The organism is Paenibacillus marinisediminis (assembly GCF_054343325.1).
This window is the reverse complement of the sequence record NZ_JBTGUH010000007.1, coordinates 39360-57650: the sequence shown is the minus strand read 5'-3', so window position 1 is coordinate 57650 and position 18291 is coordinate 39360. Positions and strand designations below refer to the sequence as shown.

Sequence of the window (18291 nt, the reverse complement as noted above, 5' to 3'; positions counted from 1 at the left end):
GCAGATTGAGTGATAAATAGTCAGGGGGCAAAGTATGAGAAAGTTGTTTATAGCTGGACTTCTGCTGCTTATTTTGAATATCGTAGTCGCTTGTAATCAACAAGAAGCATCAAAAGAAGTACCAAAAGAAGTATCATTTGAACAAAATCTGAATCTTCATATCAGTAAACCTGAAGGGCAGCGTTACAAGGTTTATATGAAAATTGAAGATCATGAAACGGTTAAAACGGTAATGGATATATTAGAAAATGTGCCTTGGGAAAACGCAAAAGTAGAAATGATTCGTCAACCTGATTATCAAATTCTAACCGTCAACATCGACCGAACAATTAGCTATGAACCCGTAACGTATTCCGTTTGGCTGTCACCGAAGAAAGACATATTAGAAGTGATTATTGAAGGACATAACAAGTTCGGGAAAGTTTCAAAGGAAGACACTAAAAAGCTGCTTTCCATTTTAGGAACGCCCTAAAATGGGCGTTTTTTAGTTCGCTTAAATTGAAAAACCGCCATTCGAAATGACGGTTCATCTGGATTATTCATTTAATTCACACTGTGAAGTGCTTGAAGTGCAGCCTCCTTATCCTTTAAGAAGAATACCTGCTTGCCTTGATTGCACTCATATATAAAGTCCTTCAAACTCTTACTGTCATACTCATCAAAATTTCCAACTATAGCGAGCTTAACTTGGTAGTTCACATATTTCTGCAGGATCTCCCCCGCAAGCTTGGTTCTTAGCTCGAAGAAATCCTCCGTTACGTTTGATTTGTTAATTAATATTTTATGGCAATCACTTTCGTACTTAATAGAAGCCATTAAATCCAGCGCATCTTGAACATCCCGTATGATAATATCAGAGCTTTCTACTACGGCGACTTTAAAAGTCCCCTTTTGGTCTACTATTATGTTCATTGTCATTCCAACCTTTGCTTATAAGTTCATTTAATTATACCCATAACTGCTGAGAATAGTTCATATTTATTAAATATCAGCAAATACTTAGTCCACCAAATTCTGCGATTGCAGTGTTAGTAAGTATATAGGATTATCATTACGAATGACTCCACTAATAAAGTTATAATGCTCATCCAAATCAATTGAGATATTTTCTTTAAAACGATTCAAATTATGATCATAATATACATCAGATAGGGTGTATTTGTTCCCGCGTAACTTGTCAACAATCTCACCAATATTTATCCAATCCGTAATGTCAAAGGTAGATGAAACTTGGCGCCGACTATTGACATCGTAGCTTACTCCATTAACGATCACAGTCCCTACAACTTTGTTTTCAGATAAGATCCTCTTCATTATTTTCAATTGTAAATGAACTTCTGCTTGCTGGTCGATATCATCTTGTCTGGCGATTACTGTAATCTGAGAGATGCTATTCTGTGGTATGTAGTACCAAATTAAAAGTGATAGAAAAATAGCTGCTATTATTCCGGATTTGATCCGCTTTCTTGTCATTTTCTTACCTTTATTCAAGTAGAAGCACCTCTTTTTGATGTTATATTATAACATTTATATTAGTATTTAACTGTAATCATCTTATATCCTTCAAGGAGGTTCGAGATGAAAAAAGCTATTTATAAAGGAGTCTGTTGAATATGTTGAGCAAAAAAACGAATGATGCAGATGTACGTGGTTACTGTTGCATGAGATTTCCAGTCACGGATTTGAAAAAGTCGGTAGATTTTTATTGCAATGTGTTGGGCTATGAATTGAATTCAGCAGATTTTCAGTTTGGTGAGGCTCATGTTGCATTGAAAAATGGAAACGGTCCGGGTATTTTTTTGATGGAAACCAAACCGGAAGATGTCACACAATTGAAGTTTGTATTTCCTCGTTCATTCTTTATCACAAGCAGCACGGGGCATGTTACGATGATTGAGATATTAACGAATGATTTGCTTGCTTTGCATGAACGGATTAAACAAGCAGGAGCCCATATTGATAAAGAACCTGTATTTACTATTGATTTCGGTTATTTCACCTTTTATGATCCGGACGGGCACTATTTTCGGGCGGTCGAAGAAAGAGGCGTGCATTTCAACAGCTCCATCATCTCGGAAATTCGAGGTTCTTGAGCCGATAATACAAAGATTACTTTTATCTTACAGGAATACATCTAACAAACTCGAATATTAGCTATAGACATACACTAATAACAGGATGTCAGGAGGTAATCAGCGTGGCAATGCCCACTCATATCGCAGCTGTAGGCGGTTTCGTTGAAGATGAACAAGGACGTATTCTGCTGGTGAAGACCCATCACGACGGTTGGGTATATCCTGGAGGACAGGTTGAGGTCGGAGAGAATCTCATAGACGCCTTAATCAGAGAAATCAAAGAAGAAAGCGGTATAGACGTTGTTGTATCTCATTTGATCGGCATTTATTCGAATACTGCGATGTATAAATGGCATGACGGTGTTACCGATGTGCCAACCAAGGTAATGTTCGACTTTGTGTGCAAGCCTGTCGACGGACAATTGTGCACCTCGGATGAAACGACTGACAGCCGCTGGGTTGAGAAGGAGATCGTACTAGATATGATCGAATCTCCAGCGATCCGCACGCGCTATCAGGCTTATGTAGAGTTTGACGGCAATGTGCGCTACTTGGAATACAAAACGAAACCCGAGTTCGAGTTAAAGCTGGACAGAACGGTATAAGCATCTGATCCTGATAATAGTCATGGTGACCAGTCTATACATGAGCAGGCAATAATAGTTCACCACGTCAAAAGGTGCAGTATAACGGCTCTCTTAAGCCCTTATACTGCACCTTTCTCATCTAAACTGATACTTCGCCCTTTCTTGTCGTTCGGCTCTTCCCGCTGGTTTCGCGTCGTCCGATCCAGAAGAATGCGAGTATCGCAGCGCATAGAGCTGCGGCCGCCCCGAAGCGGAAGCCGCCTGCCAAGCCGTACTGCGAGCTGATCCATCCGGCTAACCAAGGGCCGGATGACATCCCGATAGCATAAACCGCCTGATAGACGCCCATTGCTGTGGCACGCTTGGCAGGTTCAATTCCTTCCACTGACTTGCCCAGCAGCAGTGGAAACAACAGACCCTGCGCGAAGCCATTGAGCGCTTGGGTCGCGCACAGCCAGCCGAGCGTCGGCGCGGCTGGGATGAGCAGCGTGAATAAGGCGCTGCCGCCAAAGCCAAGCATAAGCGCTGCGCGGTCGCCAAGCGTTCTGCCGGCGAGCCGCGCGGCGAACAGCGTCGCTGCCGCGTGCGGCGCCATGAAGGCGATCGTCAGCCAGCCGAGGCTTTCGGGGCTGGCACCGATCGCGATCGCCTGGTTCGGAGTATAGCCGAACATCGTGATGAACAATACACAATGCGCCATTACGGATAGTATGGAAACCTTGAGCAGCATCGGCTCCTTCATAACCGGAACGAGATCCTTGAGCGACATCGATCCCCCAGCTCGTTCAACCCGCTGCTCTGGCAACCGCAGCGCCAATACGATCGCCAAGGCTGACACGACGCCGCCAACGATGAACGGCATCTGCCAGCCCCATCTTTCCACGATTGCCCCGCTGATCATCATGCTCACCAGCTGCGCGAGCACGGTCGTGAACTGCATCAGGCTCATCGCCTTGCCTGCATCCTCCTGTGGATAATACCCAGAGAACATAACCGCGTACACAACCCACGCTGAAGCCGCGATGCCCGATACTGCTCTTGCCGCAAACGCCCAACCAAGCTGATCCGACCAAGCAAACATGATACAGCTGACGAGGGTAGCAACCAGCCCGAGCAGGATGAATGGCTTCCGTCTATTCCAATAATCCGATCCAATGCCAATGGGCATACGAAATAATATTTGCATAAGTCCATATACCCCAAGCACCATGCCTACGAGCGTGTACGATGCCCCCAAATGTTCAATATACGGTCCCAGCACAGGTACATAGATGTAAGACGAGAACCAGAACATAAAGACAATGACCAGAAAAAAAAGCCTGCTGTTCACCCCATCACCAACTTTTCTCAAATGGTACGATACATCCTATAGGTGAAGTGCTGCTATAACTATGCTATTTCATTGTATGATTGCTTATATATTCACATGTCCGCCTTCGACATAACCATTTTCCTAGACTATGAGAGAGAGTACACTTTTACTTCAAGCGATTGCTGCGCCGTTTCATCCCATACCTCATTGATCTCGAACGTCCCTGGCTCAAAGAACAAGGGGAATCTGCGTTTAAACCAAGGCTGCATAGGCAATGACATTGCTTCTTGGATATCTACCCATAACAATTCACCTTCAGGCGGATCCTGAAGCAGCTCTCCCTCATACTTATGGACGATGTAATTAAACACGATGCCTCGATAATTCGTGTCAGGCACCACAAATCCATCTATACCTTTATAGATCAGATCCTCTTCTTTCACGATTAAGCCCGTTTCTTCCCTTAACTCACGAACAACCGCTTCTGCAATGCTTTCCGAGCACTCTACTTTTCCACCTGGTCCTAGATATCCAGGGAAGCCGCGTTTACTTGGGCGGTTCAACAGGAGTACACGATCCTTATCCTGAACGATACACATGGTGTAGAAATCACACGCTGCTTTACTCACTTTACCTCTCTGCCCCCTGTTCAATCACTCTACATGAAATACATCATTGTACATGCAGAACAGATCTAATGACTGCGACCATCTACTCCAAACAGTTCTTCCCGTTGATATAATAACTATCCTCTCGGTAAGTTACAAATACAACCTCCACCTCAGGCACTCCTACGGACAACACATGCTTCGTTACCGCTTCTGCAAAGCGGTCGCGTGTTGCCTGACCTCGTTCAAACCATCCTACTTCTATAAATGGAAAGCTTGCTGTTAACTGCCCTTCAAACACGGCCGTCGAGTGTAAGCATTCAATCGTGAAATTATCCGTACCGCATTCACATAGCTCGGCTAGTTCTTGCACCATTGAAGTGCTGATCGCACGCATCTGTTCAGCCTCAATTCCGCGAACGATTATGTGTGGCATATGTATTCTCCTTTTCGCATTAGCTTATGTAACTGATCTATCCCCGTAATTATAGCGTATTCCAATCCTATTGTCCTACTGGCGATGCTGCATAATCGATAAAAGGCATTCCTCAAGCACGGAGATGCTCAAGGAACGCCTTGTTCAGATGATATACAATTACAGCGCTTTATCATCCACGCTGTTCAACCAGCCTTCAATATCCCCGATCACGGAGGATATGCAGCCATCTTCAAACGGCGAGATGAGTCCCGCATACTTCACCAGCTCTACGAACGATTGGCTACCGCCTACCTGGCAGAGCTTCAAGTAGTCCGCCCATGCTGCTTCATAGTTCTCGTTCAGGCGCTTCCAGAACTGGAATGCGCACAATTGAGCCAAGGTATAGTCGATATAATAGAACGGCGTTTGGAAGATGTGGCCTTGCTTCTGCCAGAAGCCGCCATGTTCCAGATAGCTATTGCCGTCATAGTCGCGGTGCGGCAGGTACTTGCGCTCGATTCTGCTCCATGCCGCTTTGCGCTCTTCAGGAGTCGCTTCTGGATTCTCATATACGAAATGTTGGAATTCATCCACAGATACACCGTAAGGAATGAATAGCAGCGCATCAGCCAAATGCATGAACTTATACTTCTCCGTATCTTCCTTGAAGAACAGCTCCATCCACGGCCAAGTGAAGAACTCCATGCTCATCGAATGAATCTCGCACGCTTCATAAGTAGGGAAATTATACTCCGGCACTTCGAATTTTCTGCTCTCATAGCACTGGAACGCATGACCCGCTTCATGTGTCAACACATCGATATCGCCTGATGTTCCATTGAAGTTCGAGAAGATGAACGGTGCGCCGTATTCAGGGAAGAATGTGCAATATCCTCCGCCCTGCTTGCCTTTCTTGCTAACTAGATCCATCAAGTCGTTGTCCACCATAAAGCTGAAGAACTCATTCATCTCTGGTGCCAATTCAGAATACATCTTGCTGCCATTCGCCACGATCCATTCCGGATCGCCCTTCGGCGTTGCATTACCAGACTTGAATATTAAGCTTTCATCGTAAAATTTCAATTGGTCCAGTTCAATCCGAGCACGTTGACGTTCCTTCAGCTTAGTAGCTACAGGAACGATATTATCAAGTACCTGCTGACGGAAGTTAGCAACCATCTCTGCATTATAGTCCGTACGGGACATACGCGCGTAGCCGAGCTCAACATAGTTCGTAAAGCCAAGCTTCTTCGCCATCTTCGTCCGTACTTTGACAAGGTCATCATAGATGCGGTCGAAGTCAGCTTCATGCTCAGCCATAAACTGATAGCGAGCTTCAAACGCGCGGCGGCGCATATCACGATCCTTTGACGTTTCGAACGGTGTCAATTGAGCTAAGGTCCGCTCCTCGCCTTCGAACGGAATCTTGGCGGATGCGATCAATTGGGAATACTCCGTCGTCAATTTGTTCTCGAGCTGCAGATCTTCAATGATCTCAGGGCTGAATGTCTTCAGCGATAGTTCTGCCAAGCGGAACAGTTGGCTGCCCCATTTCTTCTCGAGTTCGGAACGGAACTTCGAATTCACGAGCGCCTCATAATAATTCGTTATGTACTCCTGAATGATCGGCCCCGACTCGTCCATGTACTCCTGTTCAGCCTTGTAGAACTCATCATTCGTATCGATGGAGTGACGAACGCTGACAATCGTGGCTTGCGTATCCATGTTACGGCGCAAGGCATTGATGTCGGTCATCGCTTTGTCCTGCTCTTCGAAGCTGCTTGCGCTATTGAACTGATCCAACAATTGTTTGAACCGTTCTACAATTTCACTTAGCTCAGGGCGTTTGTACGGATATTCAGTAAATTTCATTGATTATTACGCTTCCTCTCTGCATAAAGTACCTTCTATTATACTAGATGACGACATTAAGATTCCATAAACTTCTAATATAATTAAGTTTTATTATGGGATGATCTACTTTCGACTAAAAGATAAAGTCTTCTTGTTTGCCCTCGGACAGCTTGCCGTTTTCCCATACTAATGTAAATGCCTCAGTCCGCATCGCTCCCAAGCTTGGCATCTCAGGCAAATTCGGGAATACCCGCTGTACGGAGAAAATCTGCGATTCATGCGCTTGCAACGCGCGAGCCTTCCACTCCCAATGAGGCGTAATATCGTGCATAATTGTCACTTTATGACGATCTTCCGGCAGCACCGGTGTGCAATAGTAAAGCTTCTTCACACTTGGACAGTGCCCGTTCATAATCGCTTCATTGACCGCATGATGCACCGCAATATGATCGGCATGCCCGCTGACACCATCCGCCGGGAACGTGATGACGATATCCGCTTGATGCACTTCAATAAATTTCTCAATATGCTGCACCAGCTCTTCTCGAGGCACCTGACTCACCTGTCCGTCCGGATATCCCAAGTGCTCTATCGTCGTCATCCCTAATATTTCGCACGCTGTCTTCAGCTCCTGCTCACGAATAACGGCGAGCTCCTGCTTGCTCATCGGCGCCAGCAGACCGGTCTTGCCTGCATCCCCGCGTGTAGCACTTAGCAATACGGGATTGCCGCCGCGTGCAACGATTTCACGAATTAAACATGACGAAGAGAACGTTTCATCATCGGGATGCGCAAATATGAAGGCAACCGTTGTGGACATGTGTGATTTCCCCTTTCCGATACCCATAATGTTATTGCAAGTTTAACAGGATTATTGTACCATGTTCATCACTATCTATGCTAAGCCGCAATTATGCCATTTCGCTACGAAACTTCATTATGCGTATAAACAAGAAATAGTGAGGTGTATGAATGACAAGTATGGAGAAATGTATTGACGGGATCTCGTTCACGCTCAAGAATGATCATGATTTCGACTGGCTTACGAGTTATGGAGAAGTATTTGCTGTATTCGATCAGCAGGATTCCGGCAATCTATGCTTCGGCGTACAGAGCGGAAATGAGAAATTATTTATCAAGTATGCAGGAGCACCTACGATTCATTATAAGGGTAGTATTGAAGATGCCGTTGCAGGTCTGAAGCATTCGATCTCCGTATATGAGGATATCCAGCATCCTGCTCTGATCCAATTGCTTGAACATGCTGAATATGGCAGTGGATATGCAGCGGTATATAAATGGGCAGAGGGCGAATCCCTGCATGCGCACTGGAACTTTGACAAGTATCCGAAATACACACATCCCCAATCGCCAAATTATCGATTCGAGCAGCTGGAAATGAAGCATAAGCTGAACTGCCTCCAGACCATTTTCAGTCTGCATCAGACTGTTGCCGAAAGCGGTTATGTCGCCATCGATTTCTATGACGGCAGCATCATGTATGACTTCAATACGCACAAGACTACGATATGTGATATCGACTTCTATCACAGAGCGCCGTACATCAACACGATGGGCAGAATGTGGGGCTCTTCTCGCTTCATGTCACCTGAAGAGTTCGAACAGGGCGCAGTGATCGATGAGATTACAAATGTATTCACAATGGGCGCGACGGCATATGAGCTGCTAGGCAGCAACCGTGATCGCAGCTTGGAAGAGTGGAAAGCCTCCCCTTCACTGTACGAGGTGGCTAAGAGAGCCGTCAACGCAGATCGAAGCGAACGTTATCCATCGATCAAGGCCTTCATTGCGGCTTGGAACGAAGCGATATGCGGCATACATACCTAAACAAATATAGCAGCCGATGAGTGAAGGCTATCTTCACCGCACCGGCTGCTATCTATTCGTTATTGCCTATTGTTCCAGCGATTCCAGAGATATCGCGCGACGTTCTTGCACCGAGCGATTAGAAGCTTCCATCAGCTTCGTCAATTGCAGCGCCGCTGCGATATTTGCGTCAGCTGTCGTTCCATTCTGAATGTGGTTGACCCATTGATGGAACGCGCTTTCACGATTAGCAAGCACTGGCTGCTCCTGCCATCCGTCCGCGGACTCTGCTCCTTTGCGATTTGTCTGCAACAGCATTTTTGCATCCGGAGTACCGTATAAGAGCGAACCATCAGTACCGTGTACTTCGATCGTAAACGGTGAATATGAATTGACGAAGCCAGCTTCTACGATTCCTACTGCACCTGAGCTCGTTCTCAGCACAGACACCGCGTTATCTTCCACTTGCTTGCCTGTCACGTATCCGTATTGAGCAGCTACATCGATCGGCTCTTCACCTAAGAACAACGCCGTGAGATACATAGGATGGCACCCAAGGTCGATCAGCGCACCGCCTAAGCAATCCTCCAAGCTGTAGAAATGGTCTGGCAGCCAATTCGCAATCGCTCCGTTATGCGACAAACGCACTCGCACGTTCGTGATCTGACCCAACAGCTTCTCCGCCAGAATCTGTTGAATCGTCAGTGTATATCCGTCATTCAGGCGAGGAAGAGATACGGTAAGCTTAACACCCGCTTCTTCGACAGCCTTCAGTATTTCATTTGCCTCATGCAAGGTTGGCGCAATAACTTTCTCAGTGAAGATGTGCTTGCCTGCCTTGGCAGCCGCAATCATAACATCTCGATGCATGCGTGTAGGCGCATCAACAATAACCGCGTCGATATCGCTCGCGAGCATTTCATCTAAAGATTCATAGAAAGGCACTCCCAGCTTATCGGCTGCTTCCTTCCCGCGTTCTGTAAGCTCATCCCATACTGCAACAATCTCAGTGTCTGGATGCTCAGCAGCTTGTTTCGTATAATCCCAAGCATGTACATGCCAATAGCTAATCTTACCAATGCGCAGTGACATTATGATCTCTCCCTAATCGTAAATTTCATAAACCTGCATCCAATATAGCATAGTTGAACGAATTATAAAGCTAAAATAATATGAAAAGTTTATCGATAACATGTTGAAGTGGGATGTTCTGAGCGATTGGCATGTCATGATTGGAGTCTGTTGTTACAACCCTGAACAATAGAATGAACATTATACTATTTGAATGTCGCTATATTTTCACCAATTATGTTAAAAACCTTAATTGAAGTAACATTCTTTATATTGAAGGAATTATTCAGACTGATAAAAAATGAATTATTAATTATGGGCACTCTAAAAGAGGAGTTTTCATTAAGTTCATTCAAGAACTCAAATGAAATCTCTTTCGAATCATTTGGCTCGAATACTACTCCCCAAATAATTTGATTATAATCATTTAGAGGGTATATAGCCCAACGAAAGTATCACTGTTTTTTTTATTGATATCAAATTGAAATGATTGCTCATTATCGCTAGAATATTCAAACATACCATTTTGATCTTTGAAATAAGTATTACCTATAATGTTTGATGATTCATCTTTATAAATAACGAAATTGTTTGTATCTATCTCATTTGTATGTAGAATCTCAACTTTACCACCAACCTTGTATTTAATCGCGCTCTTTAAATCCGTATATAAATTAATGTTGCTATCGATTCGTGTACATCCAATGCAAATCAACACACAGAGACAAAATAGTGCAAATTTCCTTTTTATTGCCACACTCCTTTCATTACATCATTAATCGTACAACCTATTCCTTTAGCCGCATGATAACTGCTTCGTTCTGACGATAGAAGCTTATGTTTATTCAAGGACTTCCATCTTGCCATCCATAAGCAAATGCTAAAAGGGACAGTTTTTAATGCCTTCTGTAATCATATACATCATCTGGAAGATTCAAAACATGACCATTTATGTTAACTGTATCATCATCTAGCCAAGTGATATCCGCAGTTTGTTCTCTGTATTGCCAATATATATTTTTCGGTTTATGTGAACTCTTATTAAAGAAGAGTTGCCCTCTGACAGCGAAATCTGTTGTTGCCCCACCACTGTTAAGATACGCCTTTACTGTATACGTACCATTAGGCGAGGTCGATTGTGTGATGATTTCGCCACCTGTAAGCCTATTAATGTCGTAGAACGCCCAATACCAGCCATAACCTATTAAGCAAGCGACTATCGTGATTGGGAGCAGCACTACAAAAAGCAGTTTTTTATTATTTCGCATGTTTTCTCCCCTCTTATTGCATTATGCATTTCCGAAAGTATGCACAGAACCGATAAAGAAGTCTATCAGGGCTTATCCAGAATAGCCTGCATATTAGCTTGAAGCTTCGCTTCTTCGCCACTGAATATATGTAAATGATAAACAGGTAATAAGCTTGCAAAAAAACTCCAGCGCGAAGGCTGGAGTTACAAATTATCAGATTGCATCTTATGCTATTGTGATTTGATCGCCGCCGATTATATTGCTGTTGAACTCACCTTCACATTTTCTAAGAGTGATTCCCGCGCTTGCATAGAGCTTGACTACATCTTCATAACCTCGTTCAATATGCTCGATTCCCGTAATCGTGGTAACACCCTCCGCCATCAGCCCGGCTAAGATGAGTGATGTACCTGCACGAACATCCGTAGCATGAACCATGTTGCCATGAAGTTCCTTACCGCCTGTAATGCGAGCAACTCCCTTTCTCAACTGATACTCTGCGCCTAATCTTCCCAGCTGTGCCAGATGATTATATCGATGTGGATAAACTTTATCAGCAATAATACTCTTTCCCTTTGCCTTCAAGAGAAGGCTAGTCATCGGCTGCTGTATATCTGAATTAAATATCGGATACATTCCTGTTCGAATTCGAGTAGCTCTAATCGTATTGCCGCCGTAAGCGATGATCTTATCATCACCAATTTCAAACTCCATACCTATTTCCTCAAGTTTGCTTATACATGATTTCAGATGTTCAGGGATTACATTTTCCAGTATCAAGGTACCCTCTGTTATGCCAACGGTCATTAGAAATGCACCCGCAATTAAGCGGTCTGGAATAACTCTATAGGTACATCCCGTTAGAGATTGAACACCCGTTATGGATATCGTATCCGTTCCTGCGCCGGTAATCTTTGCGCCCATTGTATTCAGCATCTCGCATACATCCACGATCTCAGGGTCTTTCGCACAGTTTCGAAGAGTTGTCTTACCCGATGCTAAGGCTGCAAGCAGCACTGCATTAATAGTTGCGCCTGATGTGATGACATCAAAATAGATGCTGCAGCCTTCTAATTTCTTGGCCTCAACCGTGTACGTATTATTCTCCAGAATAACAGTCGCGCCGAAGCTCTTAAACACCTTAATATGCTGATCAATCGGACGGTCTACAAAGTTATCGCCACCAGGATAACCAAGCGTTACTTTCTTAAATCTATGCAGCAATCCACCAATAAAATAATAGGAAGCTCTATATGATGATGTTAATGAAATATCCAATTCAGCAGAAAAAACATCGTCGGAATTGACGACAAGATCACCATTGGATTTACGTTCGATCTTTAACCCGATCGACTTTCCAATTCGTTCAATCGCTTGTACGTCATATATATTCGGTATCCCTTGCAGCACGGTTTCATTATCACCCAACAGCGCCGCTGGTATAAGAGCCAATGAACTATTCTTGCCTCCTGGGATAACGACACTTCCATTTATAGGTGCTGCTTTTTCTACCTCAATCCATTTCATTAGCCATATCCACACTTTCATCCTATTATAGTTTCATTATTATGCTGTTTTTGATTCATGATTATGCAAATTTACATCCATTATATTACATCCCATTCCTATTAAATACAAGTCCACAATAATTAATATATTGTGAGAAAGTAAACTACGCCCTCATTCCCTATTTCAAAAAAGGAAGAGCCGTTTAGGTAAAATTAAAGCTTGTGTTGAACGGGTTGCAATACATATTCCCATCATATTAGCCGAATCCATTATATACAATCCATCAAAAGTAATAGACTGCTAGAAAATTTCTCATGGACTCTTTCGATTATAATAGTAGATTTACTCCATATCCAATTATTGGGTTGACAACGCAATAATTGCGGAATAATATGGCACTGAACGTGAGTAATAATGAATAAACAGGAGTGATCTAGCGTGACAAATGAAGCTTCAAGCCTGTTTGCTGAAGAACGGCGCGAGAAGATCCTTAAACTGCTCCAGCAGGAACACAGGGTATTCGTTAAGGACCTCGCAGAAAAGTTTCAGATCTCCATCGATTCCATTCGACGGGATCTCAACATTATGGAGGAGCAGGGGCTTCTGAAAAAAACGCATGGAGGGGCTATACCTGCAGCGAATGTTCGCTCAGCACCCCGACCGCCATCTGAAAGATATGGTGATAGCTCTCCGCAAGCCGACGCCATCGCGAAAGCAGCTGTTTCCTATATTCACAAGCACGATACAGTATTCATCGGGAGCTCCTCCACACACTATGCATTACTTAAGCATTTACCGGACAAAATGCCGCTGACAATTATGACGAACTGTATGCATGTGGCTGAAGCATTGCGGGAGCATGAGTGGATCGATACCTATTTAATCGGAGGACGTGTCAAGCCGTCAGGCAACATAACCGATGCGTTGGCCAGTGAATTTATACGTCAATTCAATATCGACTTATGCTTTATTACCGGAGGTGGAGTATCTGAGCAAGGCATTAGTGTTGCAACTCCTGAAGTTGCTGCATTCGGCAGAACTGTTTCTTCCGTCTCCCGCCGCCGTATCGGCTTAGCAACGCACCAAGTGATCGGAGTGAACGGATTCACGAGATCTGGATCGATCCAAGAACTCGACCTGTTAATTACGGATGAGGATGCCGATCCTGACGCGATTGAGCGGATCAAGGCCGCCGGAGTGAGTGTAATTGTAGCACCAATGTAATATCCCCCATTACCATGCACAAAACCACAAGGGTTATGCAGATACTGGGGGATAACGATGCTTCTTTCTAATCTTTTCTGAATGTGACCGAATGTATTACCACAAATACGGCTCCGGATCAACCCTATCGCCATTCAGACGAACTTCAAAATGGAGATGGTTGCCTGTCGAGTTCCCGGTCGTTCCAACTTCACCGATCTGATCACCGACGTTGACCATATCCCCTTTTGATACTTTAATGCCACCTTCACGCATATGACCGTATAAGGTCCATACGCCGCCACCATGATCAATGATGACGCAGTTGCCATAACCGCCCCACCATTCCGCTACCGTAACAATACCGCTCTCCGCTGCATAAATCGGCGTTCCCGCTGGAGCACCCATGTCTAAGCCGCTGTGGAATACATTTTGCTTGCCTGTGACAGGGTCGGTTCGTGATCCATATCGTGACGTGATCACATAATCATCTTTCAAGGGCATCGACATCATACCGAAGCCGCTCGAGCTCTCACTTTCCGTCTCTTCCTCTGTCTCCGATTCCTGATTCTCCGCTTCATGGTTCCTCTGCTCATCCTCACGGTTCATCTCTTCTTCACGTTGCCGCTGTTCCTCTTCACGTTTCTGCTTTTCTTTCTGCTTTTCTTTCTGCTTCCGTTCTGCTTCGCGCACTCTGCGCTCCTTCTCGATCTCTTCAAGCTGCTGCTGCTGCAAACTGGAGCGCATCGTCGCGATTTCGACCAACAGCTTGTCCTGCTCTTCACTTAAGCCGTGCATGTCCTCAATCTCCTGATCGAAGCCCGCGATCATCACTTCCTTCTCGTGCTCCTTCTGGATCAGCGTTTGCTTCGTTGCATCCAACTGGGCGTACAGACTGCGAACTCGCTTAAGCTCCGCTTCAATCTCCTGCTTCTTCTCGATAACGAGCTGTTTGTCGCGTTTATGATCCTCCAGCATCTTCTTATCCGTTCGAGCAATCATCTCCAGTGAATCCATTCGGCTGATGAAATCGGTGAAGCTTGTCGCGTCGAACAACACATCCAGATAAGATGCTCTTCCATTCATATACATGAGCTGAACTCGAGAATCCAACATCTTGGATCTCTCTTCAATTCGTTGATTCGCTGCTTCCAGCTGATAACCGTTCTCCTCCAGACTCATCTCGCACTGCTCGATATCTTTCGAAACTTCAGCCATCTCTTTCATCTTCGAATCAATCTGAGAAGTGATGAGATCAAGATCAGCCTCAGTCCGATTCTTATCCGCTTCCACTGACGAGATGGAATCCTTCGCTTCTTGCTGCTTCTTCACCGCGGATCGGCTCTGCTCTTCCAGCTCTTGCAGCTGTTTCGAGATATTGTTAACCTCTGAAGCTTGTCCTATATGCGGATTCACCATCGAAAATAGAACAGAAGCACACAACATGAGCAAAAACACTTTCTTCTTCAAGGTGATTCCTCCTCTACTCGCCAGGTTGGTATAAGAAAAGGCTCCTAACAGGTGCAGTTTCAATCGCACTACAGAAGAGCCTTAACATGTACCAACGCATGCATTATCTACAATTTATTCCGCCGTAATGGACTTTGGCTCCATCAATGTCGCCAGTGTCGTATTCGGATCAAGCCAGTTCGCGATTAGCTGCTTCGTATAAGCAAGATCCTCTTCATCAGCATCGTAGTACCATACGCCTTTTCGGATCGCGCCCTCTCCATGCAGCATATAACTGCTGATGCTTGGCATACCGTCCTTCAGATATATGCTTTCAGCTGTATCTAGTATAAAGTCTGACGTCATATTCGTTGTAAAATTGTTCCCCGCGATCTTGATCAGTTCCGGTACCTTCGTAATATTTTTCAATTGTAGCAAATGATCCATATAAGAACTTAGAAAGATTCGCTGCCTCATCGTTCGATTCTCATCCGAGTCTTCGCGGTAACGAACATAGCTCAGAGCATCTTCACCATTATATATCGGTTTATTCGGCTCAATTCTTAACTTCTCATGATCCGGATCCTTATTCTCAATGACTTTGGTGATCGGCAGCTTCACGCCACCTATTGCGTCGACGACATCAATCAGACCATGAAAATTAATCGTGCCATAATAATCAATTCGATTGTCCATAAGCAGCTCAATCGAGTCGATGCTCATCTTGACCCCGCCATACGCGTAAGCATGGTTGATCTTATCAGAGTTGTTCTTAGTAGGGTCCTCAAGACTGACGATCTCAGCATACGTATCTCGCGGTATCGATACCATCAGCACTTTATTGTCATCTGGTCTAACTACAGAGAATATAATCGTATCTGAACGTCCACTATCGTTCTTACGCGCATCAATCCCAAGCAGCAAGAGCGAAAATGGCTTCTTATGATCGACGGCTTCCTCTTTTTCAACTTCTGTACCAATGGGCACATAAGCTCTATCTATTGCTTCCACTACATTAGGTGCGATAGTGGCCTTAAACAACAGTACCGCTAACTGCTTCTGAAAGATGAATCCTAAGCTGCCAAGCAAAATGACGCTTGCGAATACAGCAATTACCCATTTCCTCGTATACCATTTCTTCGGCTTCTTTCTAGTCAATACGGTATGATTGGGGTTCATTGTCTTTCCTCCTTGATCGCATGACAGTCGTGTAGCACTTTGTCCAACAATGGCACTTTTTTTCGAAATATATACTCAAGCATAATACTTATGACGCATAAAGTTTGTAAATGTTTCCATCGTAAATGCTGAAATCCGCAAAAAAAACACCCTCCACAGCACTGAAAGGAGAGTACATCAAAGTACTTTCCTAACGGGCTATAGAGGGTGCATATGGCAGCATCTGCTGCGATATTAGTTTTTCAAGCTTTGAAGCGGTGCCGGAATCTGTCCGCCGCGCTTAATGAATTTCATAGGCGAGTAATTGTTCACTTTCATAACTGGTCCTGTGCCGAACAGTCCGCCAAACTCTAGCTGCTCGCCTTCCTTCTTTCCGATGGCAGGAATGACGCGAACTGCTGTTGTCTTGAAGTTCACCATGCCGATTGCGGCTTCATCCGCAATGATACCCGAGATCACTTCGCTTGGCGTATCGCCAGGAATAACGATCATATCGAGTCCGACGGAGCAGACAGCCGTCATCGCTTCCAGCTTCTCAAGGCTGAGCGCGCCGGAACGCGCTGCCGCGATCATGCCTGCGTCTTCCGATACAGGGATGAATGCACCAGACAAGCCGCCAACTCTCGATGACGCCATAACGCCGCCTTTCTTCACAGCGTCATTAAGCATAGCCAGCGCTGCAGTTGTACCGTAGGCACCGCAGGATTCCAGCCCGATCTCTTCGAGTATATGGGCAACCGAATCACCGATAGCAGGTGTTGGAGCTAGAGAGAGATCCACGATTCCAAATGGAACGCCGAGACGCTCGCTCGCTACCGTACCAACCAATTGCCCCATTCGTGTAATCTTGAATGCGGTCTTCTTGATGATGTCCGCTACTTGTGTTAGATCGATCTCGTCTGGCGCGTTCGCGATTGCGGCGCGAACAACACCTGGTCCGGATACACCTACGTTGATCACGCAGTCTCCTTCACCCACACCGTGAAACGCTCCTGCCATGAACGGGTTGTCATCAACCGCGTTGCAGAAGATGACCAGCTTAGCTGGACCGAAGCAGTTGGTGTCTACAGTCATTTCAGCAGATTCACGCACGATCTTACCCATCAACGCGACGGCATCCATGTTGATACCAGCCTTCGTCGATCCTACATTAACGGAGGAGCAGACATGCTCCGTTTCCTTCATCGCACGCGGAATCGATTCGATCAGCTCGCGATCTCCCGCTGCAAAACCCTTCTGCACCAAAGCGGAGTAGCCGCCGATAAAATTGACGCCTACCGTCTTGGCTGCGCGATCAAGCGTTTTCGCGTATAGGACCGGGTCGCCGCCGCTCACTGCGCTCAATACAGAGATCGGAGTAACCGAGATCCGCTTATTAATAATTGGGATACCGTATTCCTTTTCAATATCGTCGCCAACCTTAACAAGGTCACGCGCTAGCCGACATATTTTCTCGTATACCTTTTCACAGCTCTTCTCAATATCGTTGTCAGCACAATCAAGTAACGAGATCCCCATCGTGATCGTGCGAATATCCAGATTCTGATCCTGAATCATTTGAATCGTTTCTAATATTTCCGAGTTATTTATCATTAACGTACATTCCTTTCAAGCCATAGATGTGCAATATGAGGTTGTAAGCTCAACTGAAATGCATCTTATATGCGGTGCATCGAATTGAAAATGTCCTCGTGCATCACATGAATCACCAGTCCATGCTGTTCGCCTTCTGCTTTCATTCTATCTGCAAGCTCACTTAAGCCACAGGAAATTCGAGTGATATCCACGATCATAATCATAGCAAACAATTCTTGCAGTACAGTCTGGCTAACTTCGATTACGTTTGCGTTATGATTTGCACACAATGTGCTGACTCGAGCAAGAATGCCGACTGTGTCTTTCCCCGTTACTGTAATTACTGCTCTCATGTTGGATGTTCCTTTCTTGTG

The 18291-nt window shown here is 45.0% G+C and carries 19 protein-coding genes; 5 read left to right on the top strand and 14 right to left on the bottom strand.

The annotated features are described in order from the left end of the window. Nucleotides 1-34: 34 nt before the first annotated feature. Complete coding sequence (locus tag ACXX53_RS16005) at nucleotides 35-472, top strand: hypothetical protein (RefSeq protein ID WP_458569669.1); 438 nt, start codon at nucleotides 35-37, stop codon at nucleotides 470-472. 71 nt (nucleotides 473-543) lie between these two features. Here the strand turns inward: ACXX53_RS16005 and ACXX53_RS16000 are convergent, their stop codons facing one another. Together ACXX53_RS16000 and ACXX53_RS15995 are read right to left on the bottom strand one after the other, a co-directional pair. After that, the gene (locus ACXX53_RS16000) at nucleotides 544-912 is read right to left on the bottom strand and encodes a DUF4180 domain-containing protein (protein ID WP_458569668.1); all 369 of its coding nucleotides are present in this window, start codon (nucleotides 910-912) and stop codon (nucleotides 544-546) included. Between the two features lie 87 nt (nucleotides 913-999). Next, a complete protein-coding gene (locus ACXX53_RS15995; protein ID WP_458569667.1) occupies nucleotides 1000-1491 on the bottom strand; it encodes a hypothetical protein in 492 nt (163 codons plus the stop codon). A gap of 122 nt (nucleotides 1492-1613) precedes the next feature. Here ACXX53_RS15995 and ACXX53_RS15990 point away from each other — a divergent pair, with 122 nt between their 5' ends. Both ACXX53_RS15990 and ACXX53_RS15985 read left to right on the top strand, forming a co-directional pair. Then, a complete protein-coding gene (locus ACXX53_RS15990) occupies nucleotides 1614-2093 on the top strand; it encodes a VOC family protein (RefSeq protein ID WP_458569666.1) in 480 nt (159 codons plus the stop codon). A gap of 104 nt (nucleotides 2094-2197) precedes the next feature. Next, nucleotides 2198-2680 carry an NUDIX hydrolase gene (locus ACXX53_RS15985; protein ID WP_458569665.1) on the top strand — a complete coding sequence of 161 codons (483 nt, stop codon included), beginning with the start codon at nucleotides 2198-2200 and terminating at the stop codon, nucleotides 2678-2680. 121 nt (nucleotides 2681-2801) lie between these two features. Here ACXX53_RS15985 and ACXX53_RS15980 read toward each other — a convergent pair whose 3' ends face one another. From ACXX53_RS15980 to ACXX53_RS15960, 5 genes are all read right to left on the bottom strand, one after another. After that, nucleotides 2802-4013 carry an MFS transporter gene (locus ACXX53_RS15980; protein WP_458569664.1) on the bottom strand — a complete coding sequence of 404 codons (1212 nt, stop codon included), beginning with the start codon at nucleotides 4011-4013 and terminating at the stop codon, nucleotides 2802-2804. 107 nt (nucleotides 4014-4120) lie between these two features. Continuing rightward, entirely contained in the window at nucleotides 4121-4573 is a 453-nt protein-coding gene (locus ACXX53_RS15975; RefSeq protein ID WP_458569824.1) for an NUDIX domain-containing protein, read from the bottom strand. A gap of 112 nt (nucleotides 4574-4685) precedes the next feature. Next, nucleotides 4686-5018: a DUF1904 family protein gene (locus tag ACXX53_RS15970; RefSeq protein WP_458569663.1), complete on the bottom strand. Its 333-nt coding sequence runs from the start codon at nucleotides 5016-5018 to the stop codon at nucleotides 4686-4688. Nucleotides 5019-5177: 159 nt separating this feature from the next. Then, nucleotides 5178-6872, bottom strand: a complete 1695-nt coding sequence (locus tag ACXX53_RS15965) for a M3 family oligoendopeptidase (RefSeq protein ID WP_458569662.1) — start codon at nucleotides 6870-6872, stop codon at nucleotides 5178-5180. Nucleotides 6873-6987: 115 nt separating this feature from the next. Next, a complete protein-coding gene (locus ACXX53_RS15960) occupies nucleotides 6988-7674 on the bottom strand; it encodes a PIG-L deacetylase family protein (RefSeq protein ID WP_458569661.1) in 687 nt (228 codons plus the stop codon). A 152-nt stretch (nucleotides 7675-7826) separates the two neighbouring features. On the opposite strand from ACXX53_RS15960, the gene ACXX53_RS15955 reads away from it, so the two are divergent. Further along, nucleotides 7827-8702, top strand: a complete 876-nt coding sequence (locus ACXX53_RS15955; RefSeq protein WP_458569660.1) for a serine/threonine protein kinase — start codon at nucleotides 7827-7829, stop codon at nucleotides 8700-8702. A 66-nt stretch (nucleotides 8703-8768) separates the two neighbouring features. Here ACXX53_RS15955 and ACXX53_RS15950 read toward each other — a convergent pair whose 3' ends face one another. From ACXX53_RS15950 to murA, 3 genes are all read right to left on the bottom strand, one after another. Continuing rightward, a complete protein-coding gene (locus ACXX53_RS15950; RefSeq protein ID WP_458569659.1) occupies nucleotides 8769-9773 on the bottom strand; it encodes a Gfo/Idh/MocA family protein in 1005 nt (334 codons plus the stop codon). Between the two features lie 875 nt (nucleotides 9774-10648). Beyond that, a complete protein-coding gene (locus ACXX53_RS15945; protein WP_458569658.1) occupies nucleotides 10649-11020 on the bottom strand; it encodes a DUF5412 domain-containing protein in 372 nt (123 codons plus the stop codon). Nucleotides 11021-11227: 207 nt separating this feature from the next. Continuing rightward, nucleotides 11228-12529 (bottom strand): UDP-N-acetylglucosamine 1-carboxyvinyltransferase, encoded by a 1302-nt coding sequence (gene murA, locus ACXX53_RS15940; RefSeq protein ID WP_458569657.1) that lies wholly within the window; start codon nucleotides 12527-12529, stop codon nucleotides 11228-11230. Between the two features lie 441 nt (nucleotides 12530-12970). Between murA and ACXX53_RS15935 the strand changes: the two genes are divergently transcribed. Continuing rightward, entirely contained in the window at nucleotides 12971-13735 is a 765-nt protein-coding gene (locus ACXX53_RS15935) for a DeoR/GlpR family DNA-binding transcription regulator (protein WP_458569823.1), read from the top strand. Nucleotides 13736-13831: 96 nt separating this feature from the next. On the opposite strand, the gene ACXX53_RS15930 is transcribed toward ACXX53_RS15935, so the two are convergent. The 4 genes from ACXX53_RS15930 to ACXX53_RS15915 form a co-directional block, all read right to left on the bottom strand. Further along, nucleotides 13832-15184, bottom strand: coding sequence for a murein hydrolase activator EnvC family protein (locus tag ACXX53_RS15930; protein ID WP_458569656.1), 1353 nt, complete (start codon nucleotides 15182-15184; stop codon nucleotides 13832-13834). Nucleotides 15185-15298: 114 nt separating this feature from the next. Continuing rightward, a complete protein-coding gene (locus ACXX53_RS15925) occupies nucleotides 15299-16342 on the bottom strand; it encodes an LCP family protein (protein ID WP_458569655.1) in 1044 nt (347 codons plus the stop codon). A gap of 234 nt (nucleotides 16343-16576) precedes the next feature. Beyond that, the gene (locus ACXX53_RS15920; protein ID WP_458569822.1) at nucleotides 16577-17932 is read right to left on the bottom strand and encodes a DUF711 family protein; all 1356 of its coding nucleotides are present in this window, start codon (nucleotides 17930-17932) and stop codon (nucleotides 16577-16579) included. A gap of 68 nt (nucleotides 17933-18000) precedes the next feature. Further along, a complete protein-coding gene (locus ACXX53_RS15915) occupies nucleotides 18001-18270 on the bottom strand; it encodes an ACT domain-containing protein (protein WP_458569654.1) in 270 nt (89 codons plus the stop codon). Nucleotides 18271-18291: the final 21 nt, after the last annotated feature.

Excerpts from the sequence above, each read along its gene's own strand:
- ACXX53_RS16005 (WP_458569669.1), top strand. The coding sequence starts at position 35 with ATGAGAAAGTTGTTTATAGCTGGACTTCTGCTGCTTATTTTGAATATC.
- ACXX53_RS16000 (WP_458569668.1), bottom strand. The coding sequence starts at position 912 with ATGAACATAATAGTAGACCAAAAGGGGACTTTTAAAGTCGCCGTAGTA.
- ACXX53_RS15990 (WP_458569666.1), top strand. The coding sequence starts at position 1,614 with ATGTTGAGCAAAAAAACGAATGATGCAGATGTACGTGGTTACTGTTGC.
- ACXX53_RS15975 (WP_458569824.1), bottom strand. The coding sequence starts at position 4,573 with ATGTGTATCGTTCAGGATAAGGATCGTGTACTCCTGTTGAACCGCCCA.
- ACXX53_RS15970 (WP_458569663.1), bottom strand. The coding sequence starts at position 5,018 with ATGCCACACATAATCGTTCGCGGAATTGAGGCTGAACAGATGCGTGCG.
- ACXX53_RS15965 (WP_458569662.1), bottom strand. The coding sequence starts at position 6,872 with ATGAAATTTACTGAATATCCGTACAAACGCCCTGAGCTAAGTGAAATT.
- ACXX53_RS15960 (WP_458569661.1), bottom strand. The coding sequence starts at position 7,674 with ATGTCCACAACGGTTGCCTTCATATTTGCGCATCCCGATGATGAAACG.
- ACXX53_RS15955 (WP_458569660.1), top strand. The coding sequence starts at position 7,827 with ATGACAAGTATGGAGAAATGTATTGACGGGATCTCGTTCACGCTCAAG.
- ACXX53_RS15950 (WP_458569659.1), bottom strand. The coding sequence starts at position 9,773 with ATGTCACTGCGCATTGGTAAGATTAGCTATTGGCATGTACATGCTTGG.
- ACXX53_RS15945 (WP_458569658.1), bottom strand. The coding sequence starts at position 11,020 with ATGCGAAATAATAAAAAACTGCTTTTTGTAGTGCTGCTCCCAATCACG.
- murA (WP_458569657.1), bottom strand. The coding sequence starts at position 12,529 with ATGAAATGGATTGAGGTAGAAAAAGCAGCACCTATAAATGGAAGTGTC.
- ACXX53_RS15925 (WP_458569655.1), bottom strand. The coding sequence starts at position 16,342 with ATGAACCCCAATCATACCGTATTGACTAGAAAGAAGCCGAAGAAATGG.
- ACXX53_RS15915 (WP_458569654.1), bottom strand. The coding sequence starts at position 18,270 with ATGAGAGCAGTAATTACAGTAACGGGGAAAGACACAGTCGGCATTCTT.